We start from the raw sequence: 15,845 nt of genomic DNA on the forward strand, positions 1-15,845 counted from the left end.
GCCCGCCGCGGCAACGCACCCTAGGCGGGATCCCCCGGCGGCGCCTCCCGCGGCGGCGCCTCCCGCGGCGGGGCGTAGCGGGGCACGTACTCCTGTCCGGTGAGCTTCTGGATCTCTGCCATGACCTCGTCGGTGAGCGCGCGCAGCGAGGTCCGGTCGTCCGGCCGGCCCGCGGTCTCGATCGGCTTGCCGAACTTCACCACGATCTTGCCCTTGCCGGGCTTCGGGTACGGCTGGCCGATCGGCTGTGCCTTGTCGGTGCCCTGCATGCCGACGGGGATGATCGGTACGCCCGCGGCGACGGCGAGCCGGGCCACGCCGGTGCGGCCGCGGTAGAGCCGCCCGTCCGGCGACCGCGTCCCCTCGGGGTAGACCGCGACCATGTCGCCGGCCTTGAGCACCGGGATCGCGCCGTCGAACGCGGTGAGGGCCGCCCGGCCGCCGCCGCGCTCGACCCGGATCGCGCCGAGGCCGTTCATGAGGAACTTGGTGAGGGTGCCCCCGACGCCGCCGCCGCGGAAGTATTCGGCCTTGGCCCAGAAGGCGATGTGCCGTGGCACGACCGCGCCGAGGAACAGTTCGTCGGCGACGGACAGGTGGTTGCCGGCGAAGATGGCACCGCCGGTGGCGGGGATGTTCTCGAGGCCTTCGACGTGGGGTCGCCAGCCGAGCATCAGCGCGTTACCGACAGTGACTTTGCCGATCGAGTAGAGCAGCGGCAACGTGTTCCTCCGGCGGGGACTGCAAGAAATGTGGGGGGCGGTAGGACATTATCCGACGCCGGCCGGGAATCTCCCGTTGATCTTGGACCCGGGCTCGGCATTTACCGCGCAAGACGGCAAATGCCGAGCCTGTCGGAGGCGTGTCTCACACCGCCCGGGTCACCGAAACGGTGACATTCTCACCGTCACCCACCTCGCCCGCGAAGCCCTCGGCAACCGCGCCGAGCTCCAGGGATGTGGCGAGGGTCTCGGCCGCGACGAACTCGCGGTGCGCCTCCACCGCCGCCGCCACCGCCTCGGACGCCGACACCGTGAGCGCGATGCGGTCGGAGACGTCCAGGCCGGCGTCGCGCCGCGCCTGCTGCACCACCCGGATGACGTCCCGGGCCAGGCCCTCGGCGGCCAGCTCGGGCGTGACCGCCGTGTCGAGCACGACGACCCCCGCGTCCCCGGGCAGCGGCGCGGAGTTGTCCACGTCGGCGGCGACGAGCTTGAGTTCGTACTCACCCTCCTGGAGGGCGACGCCGGCCGCGACCGGCGCGCCGTCGACCAGCTCCCAGTCGCCGGCCTTGACGGCCTTGATCACCTGCTGCACCTGCTTGCCCAGGCGCGGGCCCAGGGCCCGCGGGACCACGGTCAACACCTGCCGGGAGTACGCCGTGAGCTCCTCGGAGAGCACGACCTCCTTGACGTTGACCTCGTCGGCGAGCAGGTCCTGCAGGCCCCGCAGGCGCGCGGCGTCCGGGGTGGCGACGGTCAGCCGGGCCAGCGGCAGGCGTACCCGCAGCGCCCGGGCCTTGCGCAGGGACAACGCCGCCGAGGCCGCGTCGCGGATGGCGTCCATCGAGGCCACCAGCTCGTGGTCGGCCGGGAACGCGTCGGCGGTGGGCCAGTCGGTCAGGTGCACCGAGCGGCCCCCGGTCAGCCCGCGCCAGATCTCCTCGGCGGTGAGCGGGGCCAGCGGCGCCACGACCCGGCACAGCACCTCGAGCACGGTCGCCAGGGTGTCGAACGCGTCGGCGTCCCCGGCCCAGAAGCGGTCGCGGGAGCGGCGCACGTACCAGTTGGTCAGCGCGTCGAGGTACGCCCGCACCGCACCGGCGGCACCCGAGATGTCGTACTCGTCCATCCGGCCCTGGACGTCGCCGACCAGCTCGTTCGTCTTCGCCAGGAGGTACCGGTCGAGCAGGTGCGACGAGTCGGTCCGCAGGGTCGCGGTGTGACCGGACGCGTTCGCGTACAGGCTGAAGAAGTACCAGACGTTCCAGAGCGGGAGCAGCACCTGCCGGACCGAGTCGCGGATCGCGGTCTCGGTGACCGGCATGTCGCCGCCGCGCAGCACCGGCGAGGACATCAGCATCCACCGCATGGCGTCCGAGCCGTACGTGTCGAAGACCTGGTAGACGTCCGGGTAGTTGCGCAGGCTCTTGGACATCTTCCGGCCGTCCTCGCCCTGGAGGATGCCGTGGCTCAGGCAGTTGCGGAACGCCGGCCGGTCGAAGAGCGCGGTGGCCAGCACGTGCATGGTGTAGAACCAGCCGCGGGTCTGGCCGATGTACTCGACGATGAAGTCGCCCGGGTAGTGGTGCTCGAACCAGTCCTTGTTCTCGAACGGGTAGTGCACCTGCGCGAACGGCATCGACCCGGACTCGAACCAGCAGTCGAGCACCTCCGGCACCCGGCGCATGGTCGACTTCCCGGTCGGGTCGTCCGGGTTGGGGCGGGTCAGCTCGTCCACGTACGGGCGGTGCAGGTCGGTGACCTTCACCCCGAAGTCGCGTTCCATCTCCTCGAAGGAGCCGTACACGTCGACCCGCGGGTAGTTCGGGTCGTCGGACTTCCACACCGGGATCGGCGAGCCCCAGAAGCGGTTACGGGAGATCGACCAGTCCCGCGCGTTCGCCAGCCACTTGCCGAACGAGCCGTCCTTGATGTGCGCCGGCGTCCAGGTGATCTCCTGGTTCAGCTCGACCATCCGGTCCCGGAACTTCGACACCGCCACGAACCACGACGACACGGCCTTGTAGACCAGCGGGGTGTCACAGCGCCAGCAGTGCGGGTACGAGTGCGTGTAGCCCTCGTGCCGCAGCACCAGGCCACGCCCCTTGAGGTCGGCGATGATCGGCTTGTTCGCCTCGAAGACCTGCACGCCCTGCCAGGGCGCCACCAGCGAGGTGAAGCGGGTGTGCTCGTCCACGGTCACGACGGTCGGGATGCCGGCCGCGTTGCAGACGTTCTGGTCGTCCTCGCCGAACGCGGGCGCCTGGTGCACGACCCCGGTGCCGTCCTCGTCGCTGACGTATTCGGCGGCGAGCACCTGGAACGCGTTCGGGCCCGCCTGCTCCACCAGGAAGTCGAACATCGGCGTGTACCGGCGGCCGGCCAGCTCGCTGCCGCGTACGGTGCCGACCTGCTCGTAGCCCTCGAGCTCCTTCGCGTACGCGCCCACCCGGCCGGCGCCCAGGATCAGCTTGCGGCCGTCCTTCTCCAGGACCGCGTACTCGATCTCCGGACCGACGGCGAGCGCGAGGTTCGACGGCAGCGTCCACGGCGTGGTCGTCCACACCGCGATGTCCTCACCGGTGTCGAGCCGGAACGTGACAGTCAGAGCCGGATCCGTACGGTCCCGGTAGACATCGTCCATCCGCGTCTCGGTGTTCGACAGCGGCGTCTCGCACCGGAAGCAGTACGCGAGCACCCGGAAGCCCTCGTACACCAGGCCCTTGTCGTGCAGCGTGCGGAACGCCCACATGACCGACTCCATGTAGCTGGGGTCGAGGGTCTTGTAGTCGTTGCCGAAGTCGACCCAGCGGGCCTGGCGGGTGACGTACCGTTCCCAGTCCTTGGTGTAGGTCAGCACGGACGTGCGGCAGGCGTCGTTGAACTTGTCGACGCCGAGCTCCAGGATCTGCGCCTTGGTGGTGATGCCGAGCTGCTTCTCGGCCTCCACCTCGGCGGGCAGACCGTGGGTGTCCCACCCGAACCGCCGCTCGACGCGCCTGCCGCGCATCGTCTGGTAGCGCGGGACGACGTCCTTCACGTAGCCGGTGAACAGGTGCCCGTAGTGCGGCAGCCCGTTGGCGAACGGCGGACCGTCGTAGAACACGTACTCATTGCTGCCGTCCTGCCCGGCGGGACGCTGGTCGACGGACGCCTCGAACGTCTTGTCGGCCGCCCAGTGCTCGAGCACGGCCCGCTCGACCGCGGGCAGGTCCGGGCTCGCGGGCACGCCGGAGGCCTCGGTGTGCTGGGGATACGCCATCGGTGGTTCGCTCTCCTCGCAGGTCACGTGGACTGCGAGGACGAGCCGGGGCCCGCGGTACCACCTCGCTTGACGGCCCTGGAGCCGCCCGCTCGTTCGCCGGCTGGGATGCGGGCCGGTGCCGCCCGGTTCTACTGGGATCCGAAGATCTGTTCTTCCGGAGGCTCCCCGGTGATGGCCGGATCGACGCCTTCAGCAGACAACGATACCGGCCCGCATTTGTTCCTCAGCGCCGACGGGGCGCCTTCAGCGTCGTGGACCAGAGCGACACGCCCTCCCGGTCGCGCAGATCGACCCGGAAATCTCCGGTACGCCCGTCGATGCGCACCTCGCCGAAGTGCTGGAAACCCTCGGCCGGCGACGTGTTCGCGGCCGGCGGTGTGTGGATGAACGCCGTGTCCAGCCCGAACGTCCCGTCGAGCGCGTTCGGCCCGAACGCACCCGCGTGCGCCGGCCCGGACACGAACTCCCAGAACGGCGTGAAGTCCTGCACCGCCGCCCGCGCCGGGTCGTAGTGGTGCGCCGCCGTGTAGTGCACGTCAGCGGTCAGGAACACGATCCCGGTCACCCCCGCGCGGTGCGCCGACTGCAGGACCTGCGCGAACTCCAGCTCGCGGCCCTTCGGCGCACCCGGGTCGCCCTGCGCCACGCCCTCCTGGGCGCCCGGCCCGTCCGGCACCACGATGCCGATCGGCAGGTCGTTGGCGATGACCTTCCAGGTCGCCCGCGACCCCTTCAGCCCGCGGATCAGCCATTCGCGCTGCTCCCGGCCGAGCAGTCCGCGCTGCGGGTCGGCGTACACATTGCCGTCGTTCGGGTCCTTGAAGGTGCGCATGTCCAGGACGAAGACGTCGAGGAGCGGACCGTACGAGACCTTGCGGTAGATCGGCGCGGACATCCCCGGGACGGGCACCCATTCCTGGTACGCCCGCTGCGCGCGAGCCGCCAGCACGTCGACGCGCTTCTCGGTGTACCGCGCGTCGTCGAGGATCTCCCCCGGATACCAGTTGTTGACCACCTCATGGTCGTCCCACTGGTTGATCTGCGGCACCTCCGCCGCGAACGCCCGGTACGCGTCGTCGAGCAGGTTGTAGGCGTACTGCCCCCGGTACTCCCTGAGCGTCTCGGCGACCTTCGACTTCTCCTCGGTGACCAGGTTGCGCCAGATGCGGCCGTCGGGGAGCGTCACCTGCGCGGACAGCGGGCCGTCCGCGTACACGGTGTCGCCGCTGTGCAGCAGGAAGTCCGGCCGCCGCGCGCGCATCGAATCGAAGATCTTCAGGCCACCGTACGCCGGGTCGATGCCCCAGCCCTGGCCGACGACGTCACCCGTCCAGACGAACGAGACGTCCCGGCGCCGGGTGGGTGCGGTGCTGAGCTGCCCCGGCACGGGCTCGCTGAGCAGGCCGGGACGGTCCAGGCTCTCCACGCGTACGGAATAGAACAAGCGCTCGCCCGGCGGAAGCCCGCGCAGGCGCACCATGCCGGTCAGATCGGTGTCCGGGGTGAGCACCGGGCCACGGACGCGGCGGGCCCCGCGCAGGTCGGGGCCGCGGCTCACCTCGACCCACATCCGGCCCGGCCGGTCCGCCCGGGTCCAGACGAGGGCCGAATCGGCGGTGGCATCGCCGGTCTGCACACCGTGGGTCAGTACGGGACGGCTCTTGCGCAGGCCGCCGAAGGCCGGGCCGGCGGGCAGGGCGCTCAGCACGCCGCCGGCCAGGCCGGCCCGCAGCAGGGTTCGTCTGTCGATCGAGGTCATGCCGCTGGTCTATCGGCCCGACATGAATCGCCGGTGAATGTCACGTCGCGCCGGGCTGTCTCGTCCCCGTAGCGACAACGTCATCCACCAGGAGGTTCACCCTGGAGAAGGGCGAGTCGTCCCGTCGGCGCTGTAGCTACAGCTTGGGGAACCACAGCGCAAGCTCGCGCTTCGCGCTGTCCACCGAGTCGGAGGCGTGAATCAGGTTCTCCCGGTTGGACAGGGACAGGTCGCCGCGGATCGTGCCCGCGGCGGCCTTGCGCCCGTCGGTCGCGCCGACCAGCGTCCGCACGACCGAGATCACCTCGTCGCCGGAGAGCACGACCGCGGCCAGCGGCCCGCTCGTCATGAACTCCTTCAGCGGTGGGTAGAACGCCTTGTCCACGTGCTCGGCGTAGTGCTGGTCGGCCAGCTCCGCGTCCATGGTGCGCAGCTCGAGCGCCTCGATCACGAGACCCTTGCGCTCGAACCGGCCGAGGATCTCCCCGAGCAGGCCGCGCCGCAGCGCATCGGGCTTGACGAGCACGAGCGTGCGCTCTGCGGGGCTGGTGGACACGGGTGACGCCTCCTGCGGATCGCGACAAGCCGACACGCCGGGCGGGCGGCCGGGACGTCAGCCTATCGGTACCCCGACAGGCGCGAGCGGCAACCGCCCGGTAGCGCACTTTCCACCGGCACTCGCCGCTACGTAACCTGACGGGTAATCCCCGGGAGGTCCACAGTGGCGAACCAGAACGGCCGGCCGATCGCGCCGGCCCGCAAGCTCGTGGCGGCGGTCGTCGGCACCATCGCCGGCTTCGTGATGGTCTTCGGCCTCGGCATGGCGAGCTGGGCGATCGTCGCCCTCGGCGTGGCGATGCTCGCCCTGGCGATCGGCATCGGCATGGTCAACGTGGTACGCCGGGGAGCCCGCGCCTGGGTGGCCGGCACGGCCCAGGTGAAGGCCATCTCGGAACCCCCCGCCACCTCGGTCTACGGCCGCGCCGAACTCCAGATCCTGATCATCGCCCCGGGCCTGCCCACGGCCGAGGTGACGGTCCGCGACCCCCGAGTCCCGGTCGCCAAATGGCCCCGCCCGGGCACCATGCTCCCGGTGACGGTCGACGTCGACGACATGCGCCGCGTCAAAATCGACTGGGACGAGGCGGAGGCCTACGACACGACCCTGCCGAACGTCCCCCCGGCCTTCTACGAGGAGGAACTCCCCGACGACGACCTCCTGGGCGGCGAACCGGAACCCCCGCCCTGGGCCACCCGCGACCGCCAATGGGGCCGAGGCCCGGACGAACAACCCCCACCCCCCTCCCGTACGCCGGACCCGGACGACCCCTCAGCAGCAGTCATAGTCCGCGACGCCCCCGGCGGCCCCATCCTCGAAGGCCAACTCGTCGAAGGCGACCTGACCCACCCCCCCCCCCGCCGCGCCGGCACAGCCACCGCAACCGCCCCACCCCCACCCTTCCCGGCCACCTCCCCGTCCGCCGCTCCCACCTCCCCAGCCGCCGCTCCGTCCGCCGCTCCCACCTCTCCGGCCGCCGCTCCCGGCTCGCCCTCGACCGCCCCCGGCTCGCCCTCAGCCGCGGCCCCCGGCTCCTCCTCCACCGGCGCCCCCGGTGCCTCCGCCACACCTGGTTCCTCCGCCGCCCCCAGCTCCCCCGTCGCGCCTGGCTCTCCTCCCGCGCCCAGCTCCCCCACCGCGCCCGGCTCTCCTGCCGCCGCCACCGTTGTTTCCTCACCCGACATTTCGCCCGACCCGGACACCGCACCACCACCCCCGCCCGGCGCGACCACCGTCCTGGACCCCCCACCCCCACCACCGGGCGCAACCCCGGTCACCGAACAACCCCCGCCCCCACCGGCCCCGGCAACGTACGGCGACCCCCCACCCCCACCACCGTCCTCCACCCCCCTGCCCCCAACGGCCGCGGCCGCCCTCTTCACCCCCCGCTCAACGCCCCCCGACGCCCCCCTCCCCCCGCCTCCCGCGTCGGACGCACCACCAAGGCCCGCCTCCCCGGCTCCGGCCACCTCCTCGGCTCCCCCGGCCTCTCCGGTCTCTCCGGCCTCCGCGGGTGGGCCGGCACCTCAGTCCACCACCGCCGCGTCGGGCCCGAGCACCACATCGAGCCCACCCCGACCGGCCGGCTCCCGCCCACGCCCCCGCCCGAAGCCCCACCCGACCGACCCCGCCCACTCCCCCTCGACCGCCCCCGCCGGTTCCCCTCCGGCCACCCCCGCCGGCTCCCCTCCGACCACCCCCACGAGCTCCCCCTCGACCACCCCCGGCAGCTCCCCCTCGACCACCCGCGCCGGCTCGTCGTCCACCGACCCCACCCCCTCCTCGCCGGCCAACCGCGTCGCAGCCGCTTCCCCGGCCGACCACGACATCGACCTCCCCCTCGACGGCGACCCGGAACCACCCCCGGAATCCCGCCCCCAGGCCCGCCCGTCGATGGCGGCAGGCATCATCACCGACCCGGTCCCCGACCAGAACCCGGCCGGCCCCGCCTCCACCACCGCCCCCCGACGCCCGACCGAGCCGACCCCCAAGCCGATGGACGACGCCCTCCTCGGCGACCTCGAACCCCCACCGTGGCAACAGCGCACCCCCACCCCACCCCCACCCCGCCGCGACGAAGTCCCTCACCAGCCGGTCGAACGCCCCCACCCGACCGCCACCACACCCCCACCGCCCCGACCCGCCGAAACGCCGGCTCCACCCCCCGCAGCGCCCGCACCAACCCAGGCGGCCTCGGCCCCTCCCCCAGCAGCCCCCAGTCCTGCCGCGGCAGCTCCCACCCGGCCGCAGCCAGCCTCCCCAGGACCGGTCGCACCTTCCCCGGCCGGCGACCCATCACCCCCACCGAGGCCCGCAACAGGCCTGGCCGCCGCGGTAGCCGCCGGCGTATCCGCCCTCAGCAACGTCTTCCGAGCGAAGGACCCCGACCACCCCTCCGCCGAAACTCCCCAGACCCCACCCGCTCAACGCCCCCGAGCCGAAGACCGAAGCACAGCCGCCCCGCCCCCCGCGACCGGCAGCGCCCCCGTCCCGGGTCAGCGCCCGGAGCCACGCCCCCAGTCCGCCCCAAGAACACCGACGGTCACCTCACCCCCGCCGGCGAACCCCCAACCCGTAACCCGCCCAGCCACGGCCCCCACCCCCACGGCGCCCCCACCGAAGGCACCCCCACACGAAGCACCGACGACCCCACCCCCCATCCCGCCGGCCCGAAAGCCCACGCCGACGGTCACCCCGCCACCCCGGAACCCCACCCCCACCGTCATCCCGCCGGCCACCAGGCCCGCACCCGGCCCTCGGATCACCCGCCCGGACCCGGGCGCCACAGCCTCCGAACCGGCAGACCCGAGCGCGGCCTCCCCGCGCGGCTCCGAGCCGGGCACCGCCTCTTCCCGCAGCTCGGAGCCGGGCACGGCCCATCCCCGCAGCTCGGACCGGGGCACCGCCTCGCCCGGCGGCTCCAACCGGGGCACCGCCTCCCCCGGCGGCTCCGACCGGGGCACCGCCTCCCTCCACGGCTCCGGCCTTGGCGCTGTCTCTTCCAGCGGCTCCGGCCCGGGCGCGGCCCCTCCGCGCAGCTCGGACCCGTCACCGACCCGCCCGGGCGCCACCGGCCCGTCGACGGCTCGTCCACCCGGCTCGGATCCCTCGACGGCGCGCGGGGTAGCCCGGCCGGCCGGGTCGTCCGCCGTTCCGGAGCGGGGTCACAGGCGCGGCCCCTGGTCGGACCTGGAGGGCGGCTACCAGCCCGACGACCGGGCCGACGAGCTGATCACGGCCTACCCCAGCGCCAGGCCGGGGGCAGCCGGAGCCATCCATGGCGTAGGCATCACCGTGCTGGTCACGGACCTGGACCGGTCGATAACGTTCTACAAGGAGATGCTCGGCTTCTACGAGATCGACACCGGCGTAGGCAGCGCCGTCCTGGCCTCCGGCGACACCCGGCTGGTCCTGCGCACGGTCCACGACCTGTCCGCGGTGTCGGGCCGCCTGATCCACCTCAACCTCGAGGTCGGCGACGTCGAAGCCGTCTACGAGGACCTGAAACGCAAGGGCGTCACCTTCATCCACGGCCCCCGCCCCGTGAACCGAGGCGACAAACTCGAACTCTGGGCAGCCTCATTCCACGACCCGGACAACCACAACATCGCCATAACCCAATGGCGCGCCATCCGCTGACCGCACCCCAAGACCGCCCGCCGACCAGCCACCCCACCCAAGCGGAGTGGCTGGCCTGGCGGGGCCCGAGCCCTCGGCACCCGGCGCCCCTACGACCGGACGCACTCAGCAGCAAGCCGGCCCGACGGGCTCAACAGCAAGACGACCCGGCCAGCTCAGCGGCTGGACGGTCGACGGCTCAAAAGCAAGACGGGTCCGGCCAGCTCGACAGCAAGACGGTCCGACCAGCTCGACAGCAAGACGGTCGACGGCTCAGAAGCAAGACGTGAACCTGCTCGCCCCGCCTCGAGCCCGCGGGGCCGGAGCCCACCGGGTTCCTGGCTGACCGAGCTCGGTCAGCCCAGAATCGTGCGGCGAACGTGGGTCGCGTAGACCCACGCCGCCCCGAAGATCAGGCCGAGCGCCGCGAGCGACCAGTGCAGCAGCCCGGAGGCGATCAGCAGCACCTGGATCGCCGTACCCGCATGCCACCCCCACCGCCTGCGCATGCAGCCCGCCACGACCACGGCCGCCACAGCCAGCGCGACCACGGCGCCGATCCCCCAGCCGCTCAGGTCACCGCCGAGGATGCGGATCGGCTGAATAGCGAGCAGCAGCACGATCGCCTCCAGCACCAGCGTCCCGGCGCCCAGCCCTCGCACCGCCGCCTGAGGATTCTGCAACCCGGACCGCGGCCCGGCGCCCTCGCCGTCAGCCGGCCCGTCCGCCGCCTGCCCCGAGCCGATCCCCGCCTCACCAGCCCCGCCACCCGAGCCCACGGACCCACCGCCCGGGCTAGACGCCGCACCACCCGAACCCATCGACCCGCCGCCCGGCCCACCGCCCGAACCCACGGACACGCCCGGCCCACCGTCCGAAGCCGTGGACGCAGCACCCGGCTCACCCGTGGCACCGCCGGAACCCGCGGACCCCGGCCTGCCCGAAGCCGCGGGGCGGGCGTTCGACGGCGGGCCCGGCGACTCGGAAAGCTGTCGCTCGGCCGGTCGCGGATCGGGAGTGGTCATTTCTTCAGCAGCTTCCTCGCGTCGGCGACCGTGACGATCGAGCCGGTGATCAGGACGGCGACGCCGCTGAGTTCGCCGTCCGTGTCCTGTTCGGCGAGGACGACCGCTTCCTCGATGGCGTCCGGCATGGTCTGGGCGACCGTGACGCGGTCCTCGCCGTAGATGTCGGTGGCCAGCTGCGCGAGCTCGTCGACGGGCATCGAGCGGGGCGAGCTGTTCTGGGTCACGACGATGCGGGCCGCGACGGGTTCGAGGAGGTCCAGCAGGCCGGACACGTCCTTGTCGCCGAGGACCGCGACCACCGCGACCAGGTGGCGGAACGCGAACTCCTCCTCGAGCGCCGCGACCGTGGCCGCCATGCCGTGCGGGTTGTGGGCGCCGTCGAGCAGGATGGTGGGCGCGCTGCGTACGCGCTCCAACCGGCCCGGTGAATCGACGGACGCGAAGCCTTCGCGTACGAGCTCGGGCTCGAGTTGTTTGTTGGCGCCCGCCCCCAGGAACGCTTCGACGGCCGCCAGCGCCAGCGCCGCGTTCTGGGCCTGGTGGGCGCCGAAGAGCGGCAGGAACACCTCGTCGTAGACGCCGCCGAGGCCCTGCAGGGTGAGCAGCTGACCGCCGACCGCCTGGTCGCGGCGGATCACGCCGAACTCGCTGCCCTCCCGCGCGACCGTGGCACCGACCTGGGCCGAGCGCTCCAGCAGCGGCCGCATCGCCTCCTCGGTCTGCAACGCGGTGATCACGGTTGCGCCCTGGTGGATGATGCCGGCCTTGGCCCAGGCGATGTCCTCGATCGTGTCCCCGAGCCATTCGGTGTGGTCAAGCCCGATCGGGGTGATGACGCAGACGCCCGCCTCCAGGACATTGGTCGCGTCCTCCTCGCCGCCCAGGCCGACCTCGACGACCGCGATGTCCACAGGCGCGTCCGCGAACGTCGCGTACGCCATCGCCGTGGTCATGTCGAAGTAGGTGAGCGGCTCGGGTGCCCGCTTGTCGATCAGGTCGGCCAGCGGGGCAACCTCGTCGTACGTGGCGGCCAGCCGCTCCTCGGTCACCGGCTCCCCGTCGAGGCTGATCCGTTCGCGGACCGTCTCGAGGTGCGGGCTGGTGTAGCGACCGGTGTGCAGCCCGTGGGCGCGCAACAGGCTGTCGATCATGCGTGCGGTCGACGTCTTGCCGTTGGTCCCGGTCAGGTGGATCGCCGGGTACGCCCGCTGCGGACTCCCCAGCACGTCCATGAGGTCCCGGATCTTCTGCATGTCGAAGTTCATGCGGGTGAAGCCGCGCCCGTCGAGCGCGGCCACCACCTCGTCGTAGGTGCTCATGCGGACGGCAACGCTTTCAGGGCCGCGGCGATTCTCGCGAGGTCGGCCTCCGCCGTGGTGAGCCGCTCCTTGATCTTGGCGACCACCGGCTCCGGCGCCTTGCCGACGAACGCCTCGTTGTCGAGTTTGGCGCGGCACTGCGCGGCTTCCTTCTCGGCCGCCGCACGGTCCTTCTCGAGCCGGGCCCGCTCGGCCGCGACGTCGATCGTGCCGCGGGTGTCCAGGTCGACCGTGATGCCGCCGGTGACCGCGAGGGTGGCGGTCGCCGTGAAGTCCGCGGCCGGCGGATCGAGCCGGGCCAGGGACCGGATCAGCGGCTCGTGCGTGTCGATGCCGACGTTACCGAGACCGGTGAGGGCGGCGCTGACCCGCTGACCGGGGCGCAGGCCCTGGTCGGAGCGGAACCGCCGGACCTCGGTGACCACCTTCTGCAGCGCGGTCAGCTCCTCCTCGGCGGCATCGTCGATCAGCGCCCGGTCGACCGCCGGCCACGCGGCCCGCACGATCGTCTCGGCGCCGGTGAGAACCGTCCACAGCTCCTCGGTGACGAACGGGATCACCGGGTGCAACAGGCGCAGCAGCTGGTCGAGAACGTGCCCGAGCACCCGGCGGGTCCGGGCGGCCTCGGCGCCGTCGCCCGCCAGCACCGGCTTGCTCAGCTCGACGTACCAGTCGCAGACGTCGTCCCACGCGAAGTGGTAGAGCGTGTCACACACCTTCGCGTACTCGTACGCGGCGAACTGCTCGTCCACCTCGGCGACGACGTGCTGCAGCCGGGACAGGATCCACTTGTCGACGGCGGACAGCTCGCCGGGCGCGGGCAGCTCCCCCTCGACCGTGGCACCGTTCATGAGCGCGAAGCGCGTGGCGTTCCACAGCTTGTTGCAGAAGTTGCGGGAGCCCTGGCACCACTCCTCGCTGATCGGCACGTCGGAGCCGGGGTTGGCGCCGCGGGCCAGCGTGAACCGGGTGGCGTCGGCGCCGTACCGCTCGATCCAGTCCAGCGGGTCGACGACGTTGCCGAAGGACTTCGACATCTTCTTGCCGTGCCCGTCGCGGACCATGCCGTGCAGGTTGACGACGTTGAAGGGCTGCTGACCCTCCATCGCGTACAGGCCGAACATCATCATCCGGGCGACCCAGAAGAAGAGGATGTCGTAGCCGGTCACCAGCACGCTGGTCGGGTAGAACTTCGCCAGCGTCTCGGTCTGCTCGGGCCAGCCCATGGTCGAGAACGGCCACAGCGCCGACGAGAACCACGTGTCGAGCACGTCCTCGTCCTGGCGCCAGCCCTCGCCGCTCGGCGGCTCCTCGTCGGGGCCGACGCACACGACCTCGCCGTCCGGCCCGTACCAGACCGGGATGCGGTGTCCCCACCACAGCTGGCGCGAGATGCACCAGTCGTGCATGTTGTCGACCCACGCGAAGTAGCGCTTGGAGAGCTCGGCGGGCTCGATCGCTACCCGGCCGTCGCGGACGGCGTCGCCGGCGGCCTTGGCCAGCGGCGCGGTGTTCACGAACCACTGCAACGACAGCCGTGGCTCGACCGTGGTCTTGCACCGCGAGCAGTGGCCGACGGAGTGCACATACGGTCGCTTCTCGGCGACGATCCGGCCCTGCTCCCGCAGCGCATCCACGATCGCCGGCCGCGCCTCAAAACGATCAAGACCCTCGAACGGCCCGGGTACGGTCACCACGGCGCGCTCGTCCATGATCGTGATGCTGGGCAGCCTGTGCCGCTGCCCGATCTCGAAGTCGTTGGGGTCGTGCGCCGGCGTGACCTTGACCGCGCCCGTACCGAAGCTGGGGTCGACGTGCTCGTCCGCCACGATCGGAATGCGCCGCCCGGTCAGGGGCAGCTCGACCTCGGTGCCGACCAGGTGCTTGTAGCGCTCGTCATCGGGGTGCACGGCCACCGCGGTGTCGCCCAGCATCGTCTCGGCCCGGGTGGTGGCGACCACGATCGCGTCGTCCCCGTCCCCGTAGCGGATCGAAACCAGCTCGCCGTCGTCGTCGGAGTGCTCCACCTCGATGTCGCTGAGCGCGGTGAGGCAACGCGGGCACCAGTTGATGATCCGGTTGGCACGGTAGATCAGCTCATCGTCGTACAGCCGCTTGAAGATCGTCTGCACGGCCCGCGACAGGCCCTCGTCCATGGTGAACCGCTCGCGGCTCCAGTCGACGGAGTCGCCGAGGCGCCGCATCTGGCCGAGGATCGCGCCGCCGGACTCCGACTTCCACTCCCAGACCTTCTCCACGAACTTCTCGCGTCCGAGGTCGTGCCGGGACAGCTTCTGCGCGGCCAGCTGCCGCTCGACGACATTCTGGGTGGCGATGCCGGCGTGATCCATGCCCGGCAACCAGAGGACCTCGAAGCCCTGCATCCGCTTGAGCCGGCTGAGCGTGTCCTGAATGGTGTGGTCGAGGGCGTGGCCGATGTGCAGAGAGCCGGTCACGTTGGGCGGGGGGATGACGATGGAGAAGGGCGGCTTGTCGCTCGCCGGGTCCGCCGTGAAGTAGCCGGCCGATACCCAGTGCTCGTACCGCCGCTGCTCTACCTCGCCCGGCTGGTACTGGGCGGAGAGGCCACCGGTGGGCCGGCTGTCAGGGGTACGGGTGTCGGTTGCTTCGGTCACTCGACAAGTCTACGGAGCCCGTACGCACGGGGTGCGGGCGCATGCCTTGCCTGTGGATAACTGTTGTTAGGCTCGCACGATGCCCGAGCGCCCTGGCCAGACGCCACCGACCCCGGCGGAACCGGTGGAGATCGCCGCCGAGCCGTTCGCTCTCACCGAACCGGCCGAGGACACGACCGAGGAGAAGGCACCCCGGTCCCGGACCAAGACCATCGTGCTCGGCTCGCTCCTCGCGGTCACCCTGGCAGGAACGGCAGTCATCGGGTACGCCGGCTGGCGCATCTCCTCGCAGAAGGACGCGACGCTGACGACTCCACCCCAGATCGGCGCCCTGAAGCTCGACACCAGTGACAACGGCAAGTCGACGGGCGACTACCTCGAGACGGCCCTGTCCGCGGAGGTGGACCTCGACGAGGCAGTCGGCGCCGTGTACGCCGACGCCGCGGGCAACAACGTCCTCTTCTTCGGCGGCACGACGCTCATCTGGACCCCGGAGAACGACCTCGACACCGCGTTCGAGCTGGTCTCGGACGACCAGGGCGCGGTGACCGGCGTCCACGACGTCTCGGCTGGCCCCCTCGGCGGCACGATGAAATGCGGAACCACCAAATCCGACGGTACGGACATGCCCGTGTGCGGATGGGCCGACCACGGCAGCCTGGCCCTCGCGATGTTCCCCGGCCGTACGCAGGACGACTCGGCGAAGCTGATGCTCGAGCTCCGCGCCGCCACCCAAAAGCGCACCTAGACAAAATATGGCCGGCCCTTGCCGGGGCCGGCCATAAATAACAAACACACATGAAACGCAGAAACGCCCACCCCTGTCAGGGGTGGGCGTTCCCACACGTTAAGTCCGGCGGCGTCCTACTCTCCCACACCCTCCCGAGTGCAGTACCATCGGCGCTGGAGGGCTTAGCTTCCGGGTTCGGAATGAGACCG

Annotated in this window: 11 protein-coding genes and 1 rRNA gene; 2 read left to right on the plus strand and 10 right to left on the minus strand. The window is 71.7% G+C overall.

The features are described 5' to 3' along the window. Positions 1-20 precede the first annotated feature (20 nt). The 6 genes from CLV70_RS27420 to CLV70_RS40185 all read right to left on the minus strand — a co-directional run bounded on the left by CLV70_RS27420 (position 21) and on the right by CLV70_RS40185 (position 8,071). Positions 21-722, minus strand: a complete 702-nt coding sequence (locus tag CLV70_RS27420) for a lysophospholipid acyltransferase family protein (RefSeq protein ID WP_106129477.1) — start codon at positions 720-722, stop codon at positions 21-23. Positions 723-867: 145 nt separating this feature from the next. Continuing rightward, positions 868-3,984 (minus strand): isoleucine--tRNA ligase, encoded by a 3,117-nt coding sequence (ileS, locus tag CLV70_RS27425; protein ID WP_106129478.1) that lies wholly within the window; start codon positions 3,982-3,984, stop codon positions 868-870. A 226-nt stretch (positions 3,985-4,210) separates the two neighbouring features. Beyond that, on the minus strand, positions 4,211-5,746 hold the full coding sequence (locus tag CLV70_RS27430; protein ID WP_106129479.1) for an alkaline phosphatase D family protein: 1,536 nt from the start codon (positions 5,744-5,746) through the stop codon (positions 4,211-4,213). A gap of 136 nt (positions 5,747-5,882) precedes the next feature. After that, complete coding sequence (gene ndk / locus CLV70_RS27435; protein ID WP_106129480.1) at positions 5,883-6,302, minus strand: nucleoside-diphosphate kinase; 420 nt, start codon at positions 6,300-6,302, stop codon at positions 5,883-5,885. Between the two features lie 128 nt (positions 6,303-6,430). Then, positions 6,431-6,694, minus strand: coding sequence for a hypothetical protein (locus CLV70_RS40175; RefSeq protein WP_146164180.1), 264 nt, complete (start codon positions 6,692-6,694; stop codon positions 6,431-6,433). Between the two features lie 1,137 nt (positions 6,695-7,831). Continuing rightward, the gene (locus CLV70_RS40185) at positions 7,832-8,071 is read right to left on the minus strand and encodes a hypothetical protein (protein WP_170148662.1); all 240 of its coding nucleotides are present in this window, start codon (positions 8,069-8,071) and stop codon (positions 7,832-7,834) included. A 1,528-nt stretch (positions 8,072-9,599) separates the two neighbouring features. Here CLV70_RS40185 and CLV70_RS41285 point away from each other — a divergent pair. After that, positions 9,600-9,944 (plus strand): VOC family protein, encoded by a 345-nt coding sequence (locus tag CLV70_RS41285; RefSeq protein ID WP_425440233.1) that lies wholly within the window; start codon positions 9,600-9,602, stop codon positions 9,942-9,944. Between the two features lie 335 nt (positions 9,945-10,279). On the opposite strand, the gene CLV70_RS27460 is transcribed toward CLV70_RS41285, so the two are convergent. The 3 genes from CLV70_RS27460 to CLV70_RS27470 form a co-directional block, all read right to left on the minus strand. Continuing rightward, positions 10,280-10,702 (minus strand): DUF4233 domain-containing protein, encoded by a 423-nt coding sequence (locus CLV70_RS27460; protein WP_425440234.1) that lies wholly within the window; start codon positions 10,700-10,702, stop codon positions 10,280-10,282. A 242-nt stretch (positions 10,703-10,944) separates the two neighbouring features. Beyond that, complete coding sequence (locus tag CLV70_RS27465) at positions 10,945-12,270, minus strand: bifunctional folylpolyglutamate synthase/dihydrofolate synthase (RefSeq protein ID WP_106129483.1); 1,326 nt, start codon at positions 12,268-12,270, stop codon at positions 10,945-10,947. Further along, entirely contained in the window at positions 12,267-14,906 is a 2,640-nt protein-coding gene (locus CLV70_RS27470; protein WP_106129484.1) for a valine--tRNA ligase, read from the minus strand. Before CLV70_RS27470 ends, CLV70_RS27465 begins: the two co-directional genes overlap by 4 nt. Before the next feature lie 79 nt (positions 14,907-14,985). On the opposite strand from CLV70_RS27470, the gene CLV70_RS27475 reads away from it, so the two are divergent. After that, positions 14,986-15,654, plus strand: coding sequence for a hypothetical protein (locus tag CLV70_RS27475; RefSeq protein WP_106129485.1), 669 nt, complete (start codon positions 14,986-14,988; stop codon positions 15,652-15,654). A 103-nt stretch (positions 15,655-15,757) separates the two neighbouring features. On the opposite strand, the gene rrf is transcribed toward CLV70_RS27475, so the two are convergent. After that, positions 15,758-15,845, minus strand: a 5S ribosomal RNA gene (rrf, locus tag CLV70_RS27480); the annotation flags it as partial.

It is taken from the genome of Pseudosporangium ferrugineum (assembly GCF_003002065.1).
In the GTDB taxonomy this organism is placed as follows: domain Bacteria; phylum Actinomycetota; class Actinomycetes; order Mycobacteriales; family Micromonosporaceae; genus Actinoplanes; species Actinoplanes ferrugineus_A.

Coding starts and splice junctions, on each gene's coding strand:
- ileS (WP_106129478.1), bottom strand. CDS start 3,984: ATGGCGTATCCCCAGCACACCGAGGCCTCCGGCGTGCCCGCGAGCCCG.
- CLV70_RS27430 (WP_106129479.1), bottom strand. CDS start 5,746: ATGACCTCGATCGACAGACGAACCCTGCTGCGGGCCGGCCTGGCCGGC.
- CLV70_RS40175 (WP_146164180.1), bottom strand. CDS start 6,694: ATGGCCTTCACCTGGGCCGTGCCGGCCACCCAGGCGCGGGCTCCCCGG.
- CLV70_RS27465 (WP_106129483.1), bottom strand. CDS start 12,270: ATGAGCACCTACGACGAGGTGGTGGCCGCGCTCGACGGGCGCGGCTTC.
- CLV70_RS27475 (WP_106129485.1), top strand. CDS start 14,986: ATGCCCGAGCGCCCTGGCCAGACGCCACCGACCCCGGCGGAACCGGTG.